General features: G+C 41.9%; 5 protein-coding genes. 2 read left to right on the plus strand and 3 right to left on the minus strand.

Features of this window, described 5'->3' with window-relative positions; all coding sequences use genetic code 11:
• Positions 1-289: 289 nt before the first annotated feature.
• Both ACZZZI_RS04250 and ACZZZI_RS04255 read left to right on the plus strand, forming a co-directional pair.
• Positions 290-1348, plus strand: coding sequence for a helix-turn-helix domain-containing protein (locus tag ACZZZI_RS04250; RefSeq protein ID WP_463488673.1), 1059 nt, complete (start codon positions 290-292; stop codon positions 1346-1348).
• A gap of 161 nt (positions 1349-1509) precedes the next feature.
• Entirely contained in the window at positions 1510-2118 is a 609-nt protein-coding gene (locus ACZZZI_RS04255; RefSeq protein ID WP_463488674.1) for a Crp/Fnr family transcriptional regulator, read from the plus strand.
• A gap of 145 nt (positions 2119-2263) precedes the next feature.
• Here the strand turns inward: ACZZZI_RS04255 and ACZZZI_RS04260 are convergent, their stop codons facing one another.
• The 3 genes from ACZZZI_RS04260 to ACZZZI_RS04270 form a co-directional block, all read right to left on the minus strand.
• Positions 2264-4240 (minus strand): OmpA family protein, encoded by a 1977-nt coding sequence (locus ACZZZI_RS04260; protein ID WP_463488675.1) that lies wholly within the window; start codon positions 4238-4240, stop codon positions 2264-2266.
• A gap of 5 nt (positions 4241-4245) precedes the next feature.
• A complete protein-coding gene (locus tag ACZZZI_RS04265; protein ID WP_463488676.1) occupies positions 4246-5217 on the minus strand; it encodes a PorP/SprF family type IX secretion system membrane protein in 972 nt (323 codons plus the stop codon).
• 63 nt (positions 5218-5280) lie between these two features.
• Positions 5281-19983 (minus strand): DUF7507 domain-containing protein, encoded by a 14703-nt coding sequence (locus tag ACZZZI_RS04270; RefSeq protein WP_463488677.1) that lies wholly within the window; start codon positions 19981-19983, stop codon positions 5281-5283.
• Positions 19984-20165: the final 182 nt, after the last annotated feature.

Here is a 20165-nt window from a genome sequence, read left to right on the forward strand (position 1 = left end):
AATGCGGCTTTTTCTATTTAAAATCATCAAGTTTTTTTAGCTATCTTCGCATCATCCCTACTGAAATTCATCAATATTTTTTTAACGAAACTTTATTGACAAAGTAATATCATTTAAACAACAATGTTTTACCTTGTAAGCAACGCTTATGTATTTTTTGGTTAGCACAACCTGCTTTTTCTTATTGTTATTTTCCGCTCATCTTTTTTTTTCGAAAAAGGGTAATAAGGCGAATAATGTTCTACTGTCTATCCTATTTCTTACCCGTACCTGCCAGATCCTGACTTCGTTGATCATAGAAAGCGGCAACCATAAACTACTGGCTATATTTTTTCAAAGCCTGACTCCAATATACTTTGCTTCTCCTGCATGTTTATATCTATACGTTACTGGCTTTTTAACCAATAGAAAAGGAATAAACAAATGGCAATGGCTTCATTTTATTCCAGTTTTATTGGCAGCAATTCATGTTTTTCCATGGCCAGGGCGAGCCGAATTGGACTGGGACCTGATCGCCAGTCAACTTACCGAAAACGGATATCATAATTTGCATACCAGGAGCGGATTATTTCCCAATTACTTTCATAGCTGGGGCAGAACCATTTTGATTGTGATTTACTTGCCACTTTGCTGGATTGCGATTTCGAAATCTGGAATCAGAAAGCAAACCGACATCGATAATCCTGGAAAAGACTGGATATTTTTTATGCTTTGGGCAGCGACACTTTTCCAAGTCATTGGCCTTTTGCCAATTATTCTGAAAGGTTTGCATATCCCAATATATCATGCATCCTTTATTGCCATCAACTGCATTGTATTGCTGGGCATTCTATTGTATGCGCTTCATAAACCCAAAATGTTTTATGGTTACTTGCTAGTTGCAACGGACTGGAATAAAAAAGAATCCTTTCAAATGGCAACGGAAGGAAAGGTTATTGATATGTCAAAAGTACTTAAAGAAAAGGCCATAAGCTCTTCACCAAAAAAACATAATCTCTCTGAGCAGCTTCTCTCTTCCTACAGTATTATGATTAAAGATGCCATGGAAAATGACCAGCTTTATCTTAAAGCTGATTTACAGATCATCGACCTGGCTACTAAACTGAATATACCCATTCATCACTGTTCCTACGTGCTGAATAACGAAATCGGGAAAAACTTCAGGGACTGGATCAATGGTTACCGCATCGAACATTTCTTGAAACAATACCCAATTGTTAGTGGTAGAATCACAATCGAGGCGATTGCGCAAGAATCGGGCTTCAAAAGTTTAGCCACTTTTTACAACGCCTTTAAAAAAGAAAAAGGCGTATTGCCAACTGATTACTTTCAAAAAAGCATAATCTGAAGACTTTGAAAGCGTCTTTTTGGTCTAACCGTTGAATCGTTGGGGTTAAGATCTGGCACTTCTGGTATGTTTGCAATGAATCACAGGTAATTTTGAGAGTAGATTTTATAATTTTTAAAATCTCAAATACATTTTACTCTAAATTCTTATTGCTGAACCACATGACAAAAGATTCCGAAAATCGTTTATTAATACAACCGTTGATAAACTTCCTTGGACAATTCCAAGCCTTATCTAATGAATTCATCAATTACCATATCGAAAAATGTGAGATCATTCATGTTAAAAAGAACAAGTTCATCCTCTCTCCCATCGACAATAATAAGTCAATTTACTTTCTACTTAAAGGGGTGGTAAGGGGCTTTGTAAGAGAAGCTCAAAAAGACATCACAACATGGTTTAGTTTCGAAAATGAACTTATCTCTGCTATTCGTCAACCAAATGAGACATCCAATCATTCTAAAGAATATCTCCAAGCGGTAGAAGATTGCAGACTGATATGCATTCCCTACGAAAACATTGATATTCTTGCCCATCAATATCCTGAGGCAAACACAATAAGCCGAAAACTGTTGGAACAACAGTTACATGCTGCATGTGAAAGATCGATAGTGGCAAGAATACCTTCTGCAATTGACAGGTATTTAAAACTGGAGGAGAGTTCAATGGATACCAATAGAATCCCTCTTCGCCATCTTTCCAGTTACCTTGGCATTCGTTTAGAAACCCTGAGCAGAATCCGGAATAAGTCACTCAAATTGGCCTGTTGATAATACTATATACCATATTTTCCTAAATTAACGCGCTCCATATTAGCAAAAATTCCCAGGTTTTCTGATCCGAAAATACGAACTTAAGTTCATCTAAATCGGGCAACAGCCTGGGAATTTTTTTATTTACAGATTAGCCCACGTTCTACTTTTCTATTATTTTAAATTCTGTCCTACGGTTCAACTGATGCTCATCTGGGCCGCAGTTCACCCCATTTTTGCAGTGATTTAGTAATAGTTGTTCACCATAGCCTTTGGCCTGAATTCTGGCTTTATCAATTCCCCTGGAGATAATGTAGGCTACCGCTGCTTCAGCACGTTTTTGAGATAGCACCTGGTTGTAAGCATCTGAGCCCCGACTATCGGTATGGGATCCAAGTTCGATCTTAATTGCTGGATTTTCCTGTAGAATATTTACAAGTTTATCCAGCTCAATAGCTGCATCTGGGCGAATAACCGATTTATCAAAATCATAGTATATGTTTTCAATTCTAATCGTTTTGTCCAGTCCAACAAGTTCTAGAAATAGATCTCTTCCAATCGAAGCTGATTTGTTTAAGCCCTTTGTAGATAAGCTGGTATTTGCTGCAGCATACGGTGTTTTTTCAGCAATAAGGCTATAATCTGTATCACCATCCAAATCGAAGCTGAAACTACCCTGTTGGTTTGTTTCCACCTTAGTCGGTTTTCCGTTGAGAGTGGCCAAAGTTAAAATCGCACCATTGAGCGGCTTGTTATTGTTTTTATCATAAACTTTGCCCTTTAGCTTAAAGACAAGTAATGCCCGTTTATCAAAAGTATAAATGTCATCGCTTCCCTTACCGCCTGCGCGGTTAGAAGACAAATATCCTTGCGAACCTGCATTGCTTAAACCGAAAGCAAAATCATCCTGAGCCGAGTTTAAGGGATAGCGGAGATTACGTACTACGCCAGAATCTCCATCGCTTTTGATCCATTCATAAACATCTAATCCGCCCATTCCGATCCGGCCATCTGAAGAAAAATAGAAAGAACCGTTGCTATCTACAAACGGACTTCTTTCATTGCCTTCGCTATTGATTGCTCCCAAATTGATAGGTGCAGACCAGGTTTTAGGACCTGTTTTATCGGTATAATAAATATCCGTGCCACCCAATCCTCCAGGCATGTCTGCACTGAAGTATAGACGGTTTCCATCAGCTGAAATAAAAGGATCACCCAAATTGTATTCGGATATTTTATTGTGCTGAAAAGCTATGGGCCTACCCCATTTACCTTCGGCATTTTTATTGGAGCTGTAGATACCAATATTAATGGTGGTAAGCTTGTCTTTAATAACTGAAGGAATTTCGGTTACAGCAAAAAACATGGTATTGCCATCACTGGTGAAACTCGCAGGACCGATATGGTAGCCTTCAGGCAGTTCTAAAGGGAATAAGCTGACACTATCGTTAGACTGCTTAAGGAATAAATTTAAATAACCCGCTCCAGTCCAGCCATATTGTTTTCTGTCTGGCAATCTGGCCCCATCAAATTTCAAGAAAGGTTTTATCCCTTTTGAGCTAAGCATGGCATTTTTCCGGTCTGAAGTAAAAACAATTCCGTCCTGGTAATTCGTTGCTGCCCAGTCTGAGAAATTACTGTTCAGCTCAAGCTGATTTTCTAGCGTTACCATTTTAGGATTAGCCATCCAAACCAGGGCAGAATCACAGGAGGCGAGAAGATTGATTTTAAGATTAGCGGGGAATTTTTCATCCTGCTGGAAATAGCTTTCATATTGCTGTTTTGCTTCCGTATATTTTGAATTCTGCTGCAATGCTTTTGCATAATTCAAGATGTTTTCAGTTTTACTTCCTGGTAACTTTACGGCGATGCCATACCACTTTTCAGCCTGTGGATAGTCCCTCATAAAACTATAACTGTACGCTAGGTGCTCTGCTGCATAAAGCGTTGGCTTTTTTTTGTAGGCTTGTGCAAATAAATCTGCAGCCTTTCTGTAATTAAATAATTCATATTGCCTGTCCGCTTCCTTTAAAACATACTGTGCTTTAAGGCTAGCTGTGCACAAAAGCAATAGCAGGGTAGAGAAAATTATGTGTAAACCTTTTTTCATAGTAACGCGAGTATCTAAAGTATTATTCAATGGGTTTAAAAATACCTTGGACTTAGCATCCTGGCATTTTTACGGTTAAAGAAGTAACCAACGGAAATTTCATGGGTACCACTGCTGTAACCTTGCAAAGGACCAATTGAAAAATCATAAGCGTATCCCACTCTTAAGGTTTGGGATGGGAAAATCTGTAAAGCAGCCACTGCGGAATTAACCTTTGTGAGCTCTTTCTGAAGATAAGATTTATCATACAGCTTTACTCCAGTGCGGTAAGAGCCGCCGATCCAGAATTTTTCAGCCAAAATAAAAAAGGCATTCAAATCCAGACTTGTCGGCCCACCTCGATCATCCTTGATCAGGAAAGATGGTTTGAGTAACACATCCATAGATAAGGGGATTAGCATTCCGGCCGTTAAGTAATAATGAGGTTTAGGCTGTGGAATAAATGCGTAGCGATCAATATCAATGTATTGAGAAACCAGATTATCAGCGCTAAAGCCAGCATAAAAACGATTGTCTGAATAATAAACCCCAGCCCTTGCATCAGGAACAATAGTACTTTGCATACCTACTGGCTGAAATGGTTCCGGATCATTTGGGTTAAGCAATGCGCCATCAATACCCAATTGTACCATACCTGCACTGATGCCGAAAGCCAGTCTGGAAGAACCATCCGCATTCATTCGGATGCGATAGGCGTAACTGCCATAAGCGGCCAGGTTACGCTGAGCTCCCAGTTTATCGCTGGAAACCTGAAATGCCAGTCCAACATTGCCATCATTTGCAATCGCATCTACAGCTAGCGACATCGTTTTTGGCGCACCCTCAATACCTGTCCACTGACTGCGGTAAAAAGCGTGTAAGTTTAACTGCTCCCGATAACCCGCGTAAGCAGGGTTAATGTAAATGCCGTTAAACATATACTGACTAAACTGTGCATCCTGTTGTGCTGATGCAGGCTGAATTAGTAAAAATATTAATCCGGCAATTAAAAATATTAGTTTCTTCATCTTATATCTTTTTGAATAAAGGAGAAACCAGATTATCTCATCTGATTTCTCTTAAAATTCATCCTATTTTTTAAACGCTCTTATTAAAGTGATGTAACCTTTCAATACTTCATATTCATTGCTTCCAATTCTTTTCACTCTTAACAGATAGTAATATGTACCTTCGTTTAAGCCCTCCCCTGTCCAGTTATTTTGATAATTGGTTGCATGAAAAACTTCATTGCCCCATCTGTTTACAATCTGTAACTGATTTTCGCCGTACTGATTTAAACCTCTGATTTCAAACACATCATTAATTCCATCACCATTCGGTGTAAATAAATTAGGAACCTTTATTTCAAAAAAGTTAGAATTAAGCGTTACAGTGGCGACGTTGGTAGAATAGCCAAAGGCATCTTTAACGCGGTACTGGAACGAATCAGCTCCAGTATATCCTGGATTTGGTGTATAAGTAATCGTTCCGTCAGCATTAACTTTCACAGTTCCATGTGTTGGCGAGGAAACAATCTCAATGGTTAACTTATCTAATATTGAATTTCCAGGATCGTCATTTCCTAAGACATCAATAACCAGCGGACTATTAGCTTTTGTTTCACCTTTGTCATCAAAGGCTATTGGTGATTTTGGTACAGTAATAATTGTTGGCGTATTGTTTCCATCAGCGGTCCCAGATACATCCTGAACGATAATTCCAGATGGTGCACTTGCCTGTACAGAGGCTGTGTTGCTTACACTTCCCAGATCTTTATCGGCCTGAGTTAATGTATACATCTCTGTTGCCACTACCGAGGCTCCAGGTAATAAACCACCTGCAACTGCAATACTTTTATTAGCTAAGCCTAACTTAGCGTCGGTAAGCTGAATTACATCTAAGCTAACATTACCCACATTTTTGATAGTGAATGTATAAGTGATCTTATTACCTGTAAAACTTGCCGTTTTCACCAATGAGATTATGCCTTTTTCTGGCACAAGGGTTACCGTTGGTGTATCATTATTTTCAGCAGTTCCAGATATATCACTAAACGCCTGTCCATTCGGCGCCTGTGCTACGACAGTTGCACTGTTGCTTACTGATCTTGCATTTTTATCGGCCTGAGTTAAGGTATAAGTAGCAGTTTCGACAATTGATGCTCCTGGTGCTAAAGCTGCAGGTAACCTTCTAATCAAACCAATTTTTGCATCCGTGATGGTTACCCCTGATGCAGTAACATTACCCGTGTTTTTGATATTGAAACTGTAGGTAATTGTATTTCCATCTGTACTTAAAACTGCGGTTTTAACAATCGTTATAGCAGGACTGGAAACCGTTAGCGTTGTTGTTGCATCATCAATCTGAGTGGTATTCGGATCATCAGATTTTTGCTTACTGATTACGCTTCCGTTTGGACTATTTCCAGAAACTGAGGCCTGGTTGCTAAAGCTTCCATTATCAATCTCACTTTGTGTTAAAGTATGTTTAGCAGTAACTGATGCACTAGCATTTGGTGCTAGCGTTGCAATATTTGCTGGCAAGATGGAACCCGTATCAGCACCCGCATCGCTCACAATAATATTACTTAAAGTTATATTACCAGTGTTGGTGACTACGATGGTGTAATTGATTATATCCCCTGCTTTATTGCCTGTATTGTTCGCTACTTTAGTTAAGCTCATCGATCCACTTGCAGCAATAGCGGTTATGGTAGCATCATCTACAGCTATAGTATTTGGATCATCAGATTTCAAATTTGAAACTTGATTCCCTTTGGTATCTGTGGCAACTACTGAAGCTTGATTGCTGTAGACGCCCTGGTCTACATCCGCCTGCGTTAAAGTATGTTTAGCGGTAACTGTTGCAGTTGCATTTGGCGCTAAACTCGTTATGCTACTAGGCGTTATCGAACCAGCATCCGCCCCGCTATCACTTACCAGAACATTACTCAAAGTTACATTTCCAGTATTTCTAACCAAGATGGTATAATTGATTACATCGCCAGCTTTGTTGCCTGTATTATTGGCCACTTTAGTTAAGCTCATTGATCCATTTGCACCAATGGCAATCACGGTTGCATCCCCTGGAGCTGGAGTATTTGGATCATCAGATTTTAAATTTCCAATTACCGTTCCTTTAGGATCGGTTCCGGAAACAGAGGCCTGATTACTGTAACTTCCGTTATCCACTTCAGTTTGACTCAAGGTATGCTTAGCGGTAACTGTAGCGGTTGCATTTGGCGCTAAAGTTATTAAGCTTGCTGGCGTAATCGACCCATTATCTGCTCCTGCATCACTCACTACAACATTACTTAAAGTTACGTTGCCAGTATTTTTTACCGCAATGGTATAACTGATCACATCTCCAGCCTTGCTACCAGTGTTGTCTGCAACTTTTGTTAAGCTCATTGCACCATTTGCTGCAATCCTTACTACGGTAGCATCGTCTAAGGTCGGGGTATTAGGATCATCAGATTTTGAATCAGTGATGATCGTCCCTTTTGGATCCATTCCAGAAACGGAAGCCTGATTGCTATATGTCCCGTTATCAATTTCACTTTGTGTTAAAGTATGCTTAGCCTTAAATGTTGTGCTGGCATTTGGCGATAAACTTGTAACATTTGCTGGTAAAATTGAGCCCGCATCAGCGCCAGTATCACTAATGACTACATTATTTAGGGTTACATTACCCGTATTGGCTGCCACGATGGTATAATTGATGACATCGCCAGCTTTACTACCAGCGTTATCTGCGGCTTTTGTTAACGCTATTGATCCACTTGGGGTAATGGTAACTATAGTTGCATCATCTACCGCTGGGGTACCTGGATCATCAGACTTAGCGTTTGAAACCTGATTTCCTTTGGTATCGCTAGCAACTACCGAAGCTTGATTACTGTAAGTGCCCTGATCAACATCTGTCTGCGTCAAAGTATGTTGGGCCGTTATCGTTACAGCGGCATTTGGCGCGAGAACAGCAATACTTGCTGGTAAAATAGAACCGGCATCCGCGCCAGTATCAGTCACCACAACATTGGCTAAGGTTAGGTTTCCAATATTTTTAACCACTAAAGTATAATTAATCACATCTCCAGCCTTGCTGCCAGTATTGTTGGCCACCTTGGTTAAACTCATTGCGCCATTTGGCGTAATTACGCTCACAGTAGGGCTATCATTACTTTCGTCCGTTCCAGATTTATCTGTAATGTTTGCCCCAATCGCAGGACTTGCAGTTACTTCTGCAGAGTTGGAATAGGTGCCAGCATCAACATCCGATTGCGTAAGAAGGTGGCTAGCGGTAATGGTTGCGCTTACCCCCGGCGCAAGCTGCGCAATCGGGCTTCCAGCAACAAGCGCATTAGCATCTGTTACTACTAAGTTGTTTAAAGTAACATTCCCTATATTTTTAACCGTTAAATTATAATTCAGGCTTTGACCAGCTTGGTTTGGTACTGCACCCACAACCGTTTTAACTAGAGTAACCCCTGGAATTGGTGTGATCTGTACAATCGTCGGAAGATCATCAGTTGCAGTGCCACCAGAAACATCACGCACTTGAGATGCATCTGGAGCTTTAGCCAGTACTAACGCACTGTTACTGAAACTTCCGCGATCTACATCTGCCTGACTAAGCGTATGTTTAGCCGTTACTTTCACGACACTGCCTGCAGCGAGCGAGGCAATCGTTGCGGGCGAAATGCTTCCAGCATCTGCGCCCGCATCTTCAATAACCAAATCGGTTAAAACAGATGTGCCTGTATTGTTTATGCTTAATTCGTAATTTATCACATCACCTGCTTTGCTCACCGGGTTCAAGGCTGTTTTAACCAAGGTTAAAGATGAACGGTAAACGGTTGTAGATACAGACGAGCTTGAGCTGGAAGCTCCACTTTCTGCAGGTTGAGCGGTGACCGTGTTTAGGATAGTTCCATCAAATAATGCTGGAATTTCTCCTGTAACATAGATATTAATTCCATTTGATGCCCCCGCCGGAAGATCTGCTGTTATATTGATGTCACCGGTTCCGCTTGCCGTTGAAGCGCTTGCGGTACCCAGGTTTTGAACTGTCCAACTTAGGTTATTAAGCGCAGTTGGTGCAGTATCACTTATGGCAAGGTTCTGGGCATCGCCAGTCCCTTCATTAACTACATTAATTAAATAACTGATTTTGTTGCCAGATCTTAAAATTGCTGGACCACCTTTGGTAATTTTAATGATGGGTTGTCTGCTGACTGCAGTTATAACTGGAGTAGAAATTAAAGCATTTCCAGTTTCTACTGGTGTAACACTTGCGGCATTACTAATGTTACCATGAAATGCTGCTGAAACCGTTCCTTTAATATCAATTACAATACGATCCCCAGCCGCTGAAGGTAAATCTGCATTTACTGAAATGTTATTGCCAGTACCTTGCTGTGCAGATAAGATCCTAGTTGCACCTTCTGCAGTTGCGGTCCACTCCACATTGTTAATTTCTGCTGGAACAAGATCTGCTATAATTGCATTTAAAGCGGTACTTGGCCCGTTATTTCTAACAACTACCTGATAGTTTATCGCTGCACCTGCAGACACATTTGCTGGTCCGCTTTTCGAAATAACCATATCAACAGATGGGCTTACCAAAGTAGAAGTTGTACTCTGAGCTTGCGGAACTCCGGGCTCAGAAGGAGAAGCATTTGCTATGTTAACCAATGTATTTTTGAACAGTGGATTAATGGTTCCTTTAATGATAACATCAATTGTGCCGTTTACTGGTACATTTACAGTTAGCGAAACGTTATTTCCGGTCCCTGTGCTTCCAGAAGTTATCGTTGCGCCGTTTGCAACAGTGCTAATCCAGCTCACGTTCTCTACATTGCTAGGTACAGCATCCGTTAAAATTGTCCCCACCGCATCAGATGGTCCGCTATTGGTAAGTTTAAGGCTGTAGGTAATCTCTCTTCCTCCAGATGAGACCGTTGGTGCAGATTTGGTCAATAGCAAGTTGGGTGACTGTTTTATAACCGTAACTGCTGGAGTGGAAATTACAGGAAGATTTCCTGTTTCCGATGGGGTTATCGTGGCGGTGTTAGAAATATTTCCAGTTGCACTTGATGCCAAGGTTCCGTTAATGGTTACATAGACTTTTCCGCCAGATGGAATGTTTGCTGTTAGTGACAGGGTATTTCCAGTTCCAGTTGGGTTTGCAGTAACTAGTGCGCCGCCAGAGGTTGTACTAGACCAGCTCGGATTGACAACCGATGCTGGAATATTATCGGTCAGTACTGCAGCTACAGCATTGCTCGGTCCGTTATTGCTAGCCTCAATTGTATATACAATTGGCTGACCAGCGCTTAAAATTGACGGAGCTGATTTTGCAATAGTCAAATTGGTTACCTTGGTTACCACTGTAGGAATCTCTGGTGATAAAACTGCAGGACTCGTTCCAATTTTAGCGCTTGCGGCATTTCGAATTGTTCCAGAGAAATCAGGATTAATCGTTGCGTTAATATCTATCATTAGGTAAGAACCTGAGGGGATATTTGCAACAGTAGACACATTTCCAGTTCCGCTTGCCGCACCTGTAATTGTTGCCAAAGTACCATTGTTTGTGGCTGTCCATGATGCCACCACTAATTCAGCCTGCAATGCATCGGTAATATTTACCGCTATTGCATCACTCGGACCAGTATTTTCCACCTTGATTTTATAGGTAATCTGGTTGCCAGCGGAAGCTGTACTTGGACCAGTTTTTTGCAATACTAAAGTCGGCGTACTAATTACATTTGTACTTACCGAAGATGAATTATTTGCTGTATTGTAATCGGTAACCCCTGCAGGCAAAGTTACCGTTGCGGTATTGGTTAATGGCCCTACAACTGCGTTTGAAGGAACTTTTCCGTTTATGGTTAAAGTGATAAAATTGCCTTGTCCACCTGCGATATTTCCAGTTAACTCAATGGCATTGCCTAGGCCATTAGGTGTAGAGGTTACGCTTGCTGATCCCGTTGGAGTTGCTGACCAGCTTACCCCAGTTAACAGAGGGTTTACATTATCAGCAAGTACAAGATCATTAATATCCACCGAACCATTGTTGTATACATTTACAGTATAGGTGATATTCTCTCCCGCAGAAACGCTTTGCGGACCAGCTTTAATGACCGCAATATCTGTAGAACGGTTTACGCTTGTGGTAACTGAGCTCCCTTTAACTACTCCAGAGGTTGCCTCCGCGCGATTGGTAAAGGATGAGCCTGCGCTTTGTTTAATAATTCCGTTAACGGTGATTAGAATACTATTGTTTCCAGTTGGAATGTCACCGACAGTATAGATATTGTTTGTTGTACCTGCTGCTGCAGAACCTGACTTAATTAAAGCCACACCATTTACTGTTGCGCTCCAGTTTAAAACCTCAACATCATCGGGAACATTATCCACAATAAAGGCATCAGTTATATCTCCAGAACCTGTATTTTTAACCAGAATGGTATAGGTAATCTGATCGCCAACATTAGCATTAGCGGGACCCGATTTTGCAATGGTAAAGTTCGGATCGTTATCTACTATCGTAAGAAATGTTGAGGTATTGTTCGCTGGTTCAGGATCGGTTATACCTGCACCAATTGTGGCTGTTGCTATATTAGAAATAGAGGCACCATCAGCTAAAGAAGGACTAACTGTGGCTTTAACCTTTACCTCGATAATTCCCGATGTTGGGGCAATATCTGCAGTTAAGTTTACATTCCCTGTTCCAGATGTTTTACTAACAGTTGAGCCAGAAGTTGCTGTGGCCGTCCAGGTGATTGAGCCTGGTAGGATTCCAGCTGGCAAATTATCAACAATTGTCGTTCCTATGGCTCTGCTTGGCCCTTGATTGGTTATTTTTAATGTATAATCAATTTGCTCTCCTGCCTTTGCATTTGCCGGACCAGATTTTACAATTCTAACGTTTGCTTTACGCGCAATTGTAGTGGTAACAAAAGCACTTGCTGCACTTGGATCGGTAACGCCTGTTGGTGGAGTTGCTGTAGCAGTATTTGTCAAACTCGCCGTTAGATAACCAGGATCTACTGTTCCAATTAAGGTTACAACAACCTTATCTGTTCCTCCAGCTTTTAGCGATGCGGATAAATTTAGATTTCCTGTTCCGCTGTTAACATTCGCTGTTGCAGCCCCTTGAGTAGCAACGGTCCAACTTGCATTGATTATGCCCGCAGGAAGCAAATCGCTGATGCTAGCACCAACAACATCCCCAGGACCTTGATTTTCTACCGTAATGGTGTAGGTTGCCTGTTCTCCGGCAAAAAGATTTGACGGGCCGGTTTTAGAAATTCTTAAATCCGCCTGTTTACTTACTGCCGTAGTTGCTGTGTTAGAGTTTACAGCAGGGTTTCCATTTTCAGACGGTGTCACCGTTGCGGTGTTGGTTAACGAAGTCCCGATAAAAGCAGGATTTAGTTTACCAGCAATTTGAACTAAAATCGTATTTGCATCCCCCGCTGGAAGATTAGCTTTCAGGCTTACCGCATTTCCAGTTCCACTTGCCCCAAAAGTTATATTGGCTGTTCCGCTAGAAACGGCAGTCCAGTTCACATTTTGAATATCTGCAGGCACGGCATCTGCAATTGTAGCATCTATTGCATTACTTGGTCCAGTATTTTTAACCAATAAGGTATAGTTCACTACTTCTCCAGCATTTATAGAAACTGGGGCAGATTTCACAATAGAAATATTGCTCTTATTGGAAATTACCGTAGCAATTGTATTAGAATTAACGGTAACTCCAGTTTCTACCGGAGTTGCCGTTGCGATATTGTTAATTGTAGTATTTAACTGACTTGCAGGAATTGTTCCGCTAACGCTAATTTGGATTTTATTGCTGTTTCCAACATTTAAGTTTCCGTTTAAGCTAACATTTCCACTGCCCGAGGTCGCAGTAAGGGTGGAAGTTCCAGAAGCAACCGCTGTCCAGGAAACGTTGGTCAAAGTTGCAGGTACTACATCCGCTAAAGCAAGACTGTTTGCATTAGATGGACCTGCATTAACTGCATCAATGATATAAGTTACCCTCTCTCCAGCTTTTGCGCTCGCTGGTCCTGTTTTAATTAAGCTAACCGAAGGCGTTTTACTTACCTGAGTGGTTATCGTGTTCGAAGTTTTAGCTGATGCGCCATTTTCTGAAGGTGTTACCGTTGCGGTGTTGACTAAATTGACATTGGTTGAGGGATTTACTGTCCCATTTATGGTTATAGAAATCTCGTTTCCACTTCCTGCCGGAATATTTCCAACCAGACTAATGGTGTTCCCTGTTCCATTTACAGCGCCATTAATTGATGCCGAACCGCTAATTGTAGCTCCCCAGGTTACATTTTGAATATCTGCAGGAACATTATCGGCAATTGTAGCTAAATCTGAATTTGCTGTTGCCGTATTTTTAACTTTTATGGTATAGCTTATATTCTGACCTGCGCTAATATTTTCTGGCCCTGTTTTCTCAATCGCCAATACTGGTATTTTTTGTACCGCTGTATTTACCGATGATGATTTAACGGTCGTACCAGTTTCTGCAGGAGTTGCCGTTGCGGTATTACCTAGAATTCCGCTGTAGCCTGCACTTACTTTTCCAGTAATGTTCAGCGTTATCTTATTTGCTGCACCTGCAGGAATATTTCCACTCAAGGTGATGTTGTTTCCAGTTCCAGACGCTGAAGTATTTATGCTGGCAGAGCCTGCTGCAGCCGCGTTCCAACTTACCCCACTAATCTCAGTTGAAACCAAATCCTTGATTTCAAGATTTTGCGCATCAGCTGTGCTGGTATTTATCACATCAATACTATAGCTAATGTTTGCACCCGAAATTACAGATGATGGTCCGTTTTTGGTAATAGATACTGTAGGAACTCTATTGATTGAGGTGGTTACTGATGATTGTGGAGAAGCGCTATTCAGCTCCGTTGCAGTAACATTGGCAGTGTTGGTAATGTTCCCGCTATAAGACGGACTTGCTTTTCCAATTATGGTGATAATTACTTTGTTGGCTGCGCCAGCTGGTACATTTGCAACTGTTTGAAGCGTATTACCACTTCCTGTTCCACCACTTAATATCCTTGCAGTGCCTTGGGTTGTGCTTGTCCAGCTTGGACTTAATATCTCCGAAGGAATTAAATCTGCAATCGAAGCATTAAGGGCATCACTTGGCCCTGTATTTCCAACTTCAATGGTATAGATAATATTTGTTCCAGAAACTATAGATGAAGGGCCGTTTTTAGCGATGGTTAAACCAGATTCTGTATTAACAGATGTATTCACCTCGTTCGAGGTAACTGGGACCACTCCAGCCTCAGCTGGTTTTACAACAGCCGAGTTCACGATGTTACCCAATAGATCCGAGCTCACTTTTCCCGTTACATTAATTTGCACGGTACTATTTGCATTGAAATTCCCTGTTAAACTTAAGGCATTTCCAGTTCCGTTTGCGCCTGTTGTAATGTTAACAGATCCATCAGTGACTGTACTTGTCCAGCTTACCCCTGTTATTCCCGCTGGGATATTATCGGTGATTACTGTGCTAGTACTATTTGAAGGTCCGGTATTTCTAACCGTTATGGTATAGCTAATCGTATTGCCAGCTGTAACTGTAGGCGGGCCGCTTTTTGTTATGGTAAATAAAGGTTTGCTATTAATATTAGTAACCGCTTGCGCGCTTACTGGTGTGCTGCCAGTTTCCCCGGGCGTTGCCACAGCTGTATTGGTTAAAGCGCCATTGAAATCTGGTTTTACCGTTCCGCTCACATTCAAGATTACTTTGTGCTGTGCGCCTGCTGGAACATTGGCAACCAAATTAATCGAATTTCCAGAGCCTGTTACTCCACTTGTAATGCTTGCGCCTCCTTGGGTTTGCGAAGTCCAGCTTACATTGGTTAAACCAGCCGGCACGTTATCCGAGATTTGAACTGCAGTTGCATTACTTGGTCCATTATTTCCAACTTCGATTCTGTAACTAATGGCATCTCCTGCAGATGCAGATGAAGGGCCTGCCTTAGAAATTACAATTCCCGAAGAGCTGGTTACATTAGAGTTCACAGCGGAATTGCTTCCAGAACCTTGTGGCTCAGATGGCGTAACAGAAGCGGTATTGTTTACGCTTCCCGTTGCTGCCGGACTTAATGTTCCGTTGATGTTAACCGAGATGAAGTTATTTGCATTACCTGAGGGAATATTGGCCTTCAGCGCAACTGCATTTCCACTTCCTGATGCTCCAGAAACAACAGTTGCACTTCCGTTTGCCGTTGCCGTCCAGGTTACATTTTCGACACCTGTTGGAACAGCATCATTTATAGCCGCATTTACCGCATCACTACTTCCGGTGTTTACAATTTTAAGCGTGTAATTTACCGCCGATCCTGCAGTTAAACCTGAGGCGCCGGATTTGGTAATCGCCAAAACGGGTTTAGATACAATCGAGGTAATATCGGTTGCTTCATTATTATTTGTAATGGGATCGGTTATTCCTTGTGGAGGAGTCAACACAACTCTATTTGACAGAGATCCCGTTGCAGCACTTGCTACTTTTCCAGTAATAGTCAAGTTCACTGTTTGTCCGCTGGTTAAGCTTAACCCATTCCAGTTTCCTGTTGCAGAATCGTATGTTCCGCTTGATGGGTTGTAACTTGAAGCGGTAAATCCGGTTGGTAAGGCATCAACAACTTTTAAAACATCAGTCGCATTCATCGAGCTAATGCCTTTGTTGGTTACTGCGATGGTATAGGTAAGGGTTTCACCTGCAACTGCTGGTTTTGGTGTTGCAGTTTTGGTAATTTCAAAATCAATCTGACGACTTACTGCCGTAGTTTCGGTTGCACTATTATTTGCGCTATTGTTATCGGTTGTGCCTAATGGCGCGACAACACTTGCTGTATTGCTTAATGTTCCACTCGCATTTGCAGCTACAACCCCTGTAATGGTTAGTGTTGCAGTTTGGCCTTGAGATAACGTTAAACCAGTCCAGTTTCCTGTATTTTTATCGAAAACGCCAGTCGATGGGGTGAAAGTTGAAGCGGTATAGCCCGCAGGGAAGTTTTCATTGATTTTCACAATATCAGCAGGTAATAAACCAGATGGCCCGTTATTGCTTAAAGTTATCGTGTATGTTAAATTGTTGCCAGAAATTACTGGTTTGGGATTAGAGGTTTTGGTAATTCCTAAATCAACCAACCTGCTAATTATTGTGTTATCGGTTTTGCTGTTGTTGCTGATATTCGGATCTGAAATACCAGATGGAACCGCTATCGAAACAGTGTTACTTAAAGTTCCTGTAGCCGTTGGGGCAACGTTTCCAGTAATTGTTAATGTCGCCTGCTGACCGCTAGCTAAAGCTAAACCGCTCCAGTTACCAGTTGAGGAATTATAAGTCCCGGAAGAGGGGCTAAAATTATTTGCGGTATATCCTGCCGGAAGGTTTTCAGTGAGGTTAAATACATCCGAAGTTCTAATTGCACTTGGACCGTTATTTTTTAGGGTTATGCTATAGGTGAGCGCTTGCCCAGCGATGGCTGGTTTTGGAGTTGCGGTTTTGTTTACCGCGATATCAACAGAAGGAATCGGGGTAATTGTATTTAAAGTTGAGGTATTATTGGCTACATCAGGATCTGTTTCTGCCCCTATAATGCTTGCAGTGTTAGCATAATCAGCAGTTGCTGCATTTGCATTAACACGGGCAATTAAGGTAAGGGTTTGAGAAGCGCCATTTGCAAGCGTTCCAATCAGCCATTCTCCATTGGATGCGGTGTAATTTACAGATGAACTGCTTACAAAAGTATATCCAGCTTTTAAAAGATCGGTAACTTTTACAGCGCTTGCATCACTCGGCCCGTTATTTTTAGCGACCAACGTAAAGGTCACATTGTCGCCTACCACTGGATTTACTTTATCAACTGTTTTTGTGATTTGTAAATTCGAACGTTTCGTGTAGGTGATTAGCACATCATCACTAGAAGATGCACAAGGACCATTACTAATTGTCCACCTTAATGTTGCCGAGGTACTCTGGGCAATGGTAACGGACGTATTGCGATCAGCAGGATCTGCAATCGTTGCTGTTCCGGTAACGACTGACCAACTACCTGAACCTACAGTCGGTGCATTCCCTTGCATGGTAAATACCCCTGAGTTAAACTGTTCTAGATCTGAACCTGCAATTGCAGTAGTTGGATTTAAGTCAACGCTTACCGTAACTACGTTCGAGGGAATAGAAGAACAAGCAACAGTGTTAAGAGTAGAAATTGTAACTCTTCTAAACTGCGTAGTTGCTGTTAAAGCAGCCGTTGGAGTGTAGCTGGCAGCAGTTGCGCCAGTAATTACATTCCATTGTGTGCCATTTAGCGAACTTTCCCATCTGTAGCTTAGTGTAGAACCGGTCGATCCTGTTCCAACAGTAACTGAACTCAAAGGTGCTGGGATTGTGCCTGTACAGATGGTCTGATCTGCTCCGATGGAACCTGCTCCGACCACATTTTGTACCGTAATGGTAACTGGACTTGTTGCCGCCTCACAAGATACACCATTTAAAGTAGAGATATAAACCCTTCTAAATTGGGTTGTTTGGCTAAGTGCACCAGGCGAATATGTAGTTCCGGTAGCACCTGGGATACTTGTCCAGGTTGTCCCATTATCTACAGATTTATCCCATCTGTAGGCAGTGGTAGAACCCGTTGTACCCCCACTTCCAACAGAGGAAGAAGTTAAGGCGGTAACTGAAGCGCCATTGCAGATCGTTTGATTGCTGCCAATACTACCAGCGTTTACTGCTGCCTGTACAGTAACTATAATCTCTGCATAGTCACTCTCGCAACTTCCATTGGTTTGGGTTACAAAATAGCTGGAATTTCCAGCTGCAGTGGTTGAGGGAACGGGCGCATTTACAGATGATACACCACCTTTTGTTCTATACCATAGTAACGTGTTTCCATTGGTAGCGGTTGCAGAAAGCGCAGTTGCTGTAGCATTTAGGCAATAAGTCACTGGCGTGGTTACCGCCGGTTTTGCGGAGACCGTTGAAAGGGTGTTTGATGAAGTATTATTGTTAAGATTCGCTGCAACTTCAATATTAGCGCCGCCTGAGTTTACGTATTTTACCTGTACATCATCCACATAGGTGCTCGATCCTGCTGGAGCAGTAACCGTATACAATATAGGGGATGAACTCGCTCCAGAATTAAGAACGCCACCCGTATAGGTATAAGTATACACATTGTTACTACCAGTTAATACGGGGCCAGTTCTTGTCCAGCCCGTATTGGTGCCAGGAGTAAAAGTGTAACTCGTAGGGTAACTTTTGGTCACAACGATACTATTTCCAGATGTCGTTGCAAGGGTACCCACATTGGATACCACTGTTGTAAACGTATTTCCAGTGGATGAAAGACATGGATTTGCGGATGTTTTACTGATCGTGAGATCCACATTTTCGGCAAGAACAGGGGTATTAACAACAAAAGTGTTATTGTCAATATCTAAATCGGTAATGTCGGTCGGCACGATATTTACCGTGTTGACCAGGTTATTCCCTGCAGGAATGGATCCAATGGTTCCTATCACAGTTACTTTACCTGTAGTATTTGGATCCATATTCAATGAGCCTGTAATCTCATTTGTAGTAGGAAGCGGTATTGAACTTCCCGCTTTAAATCCTGATAGGGTTATACTGTTAATGGTGAATGCAGCATTGCTGATCAGATTACCTGAAGCATCTGTTAATCTATCTTTGAATTGCACATTATTTACCGCTGTAGGCGTATCATTATTAACATCAATGGTATAGGTTACTTTGTTAGCATCGCCCGTAGATACTGTTCTTAAAAAGTCCTTATCTGCACGTTTATTAACCCTTAAGTTTCCAGGTGTAGTAACCTGGACGTTTCGGATTTCATGCTTGTTAAAAGAACCACCAGTTGCTGAAACAAAGCCAAGCTTTAGTGTTGAAGGCGGCGCATAGCTCACCCCGCCCTGATCTACTAAAGAGTAAGTGAAAAGTTGCGTGAAGGCACCTCCTGGCGTTGTTGCCCATCGTACGATGATGTCATAGCGCCCATTTGCATTTGGTTTAATCTCAATTTGAACCCTTCTATAAAAAGTACCATCTGCAGGCCGTGATGTCGTTCCTCCTGTTGTATACTGAACGGTATTTCCTACGCTTATCGGTAAAGTATTCTTCGCTAGCAATCTGTATTTATCAGATTCGCTTCCACGAAGGGTAATACTATTGGGATAGCGGCCCAGGGTCAACCCCGCGCTGGGTGTGTTCTCTGTATATGTAGTTCCCGTATTTGCGGGCGCTCCTGCACCAAAATTTGAAGAGAAATTTCCGAACTCATCCAGACCTATACCTAAATAAGCGCCTTTCAATCCGGCAAGACTTTGATCTCCCCTTGGCGCATAGCCCAGGCCTGCGCCACTTCCGCCCGTTCTGAAATCTGTTTGTGTGATGTTACCGTTGAAAAGAAAAACTACGATACCGTCCGCACCTTCGCTGGAATTGTGCCAGGTTTTATATTCAAAATCGACCAATACCCCCAGTGTTGAAGGGAAAGATTTATCGATGAAAGCATAACCTCGCTGGTCGCCAACATCATTAGTCAGCCGGAGCCAGCCTTGATTGACTGCATCAGCATTACCCGAAGTGAGCAAAGCGTCATTACCAAGCTTGATTCCTGGCGCATTGCTGCCTTTAAAATTTTCAGATAAGGTAAATTGTGCAGAACTTTTGGTCCATAGCATGACCAGCACAACAAAAAGTAGAAGTAAACGTTTATTCATAAACAATTGGGATGTTTGGCTTTCTGAGCTCATCCAAAAGTTTGTTCCAGATTGATCAGAAAATGTCTACTGCAAGGGGAAAATTAGTTCCCAATGGTAAACATCTTCCAAAAAAAAGAGAGCATTCCCGTGGATTTACACGGCGCAAAAATTCACCAATTATTTCATTCTTATTGTACGCA

This window comes from Pedobacter sp. AC190, assembly GCF_979258025.1.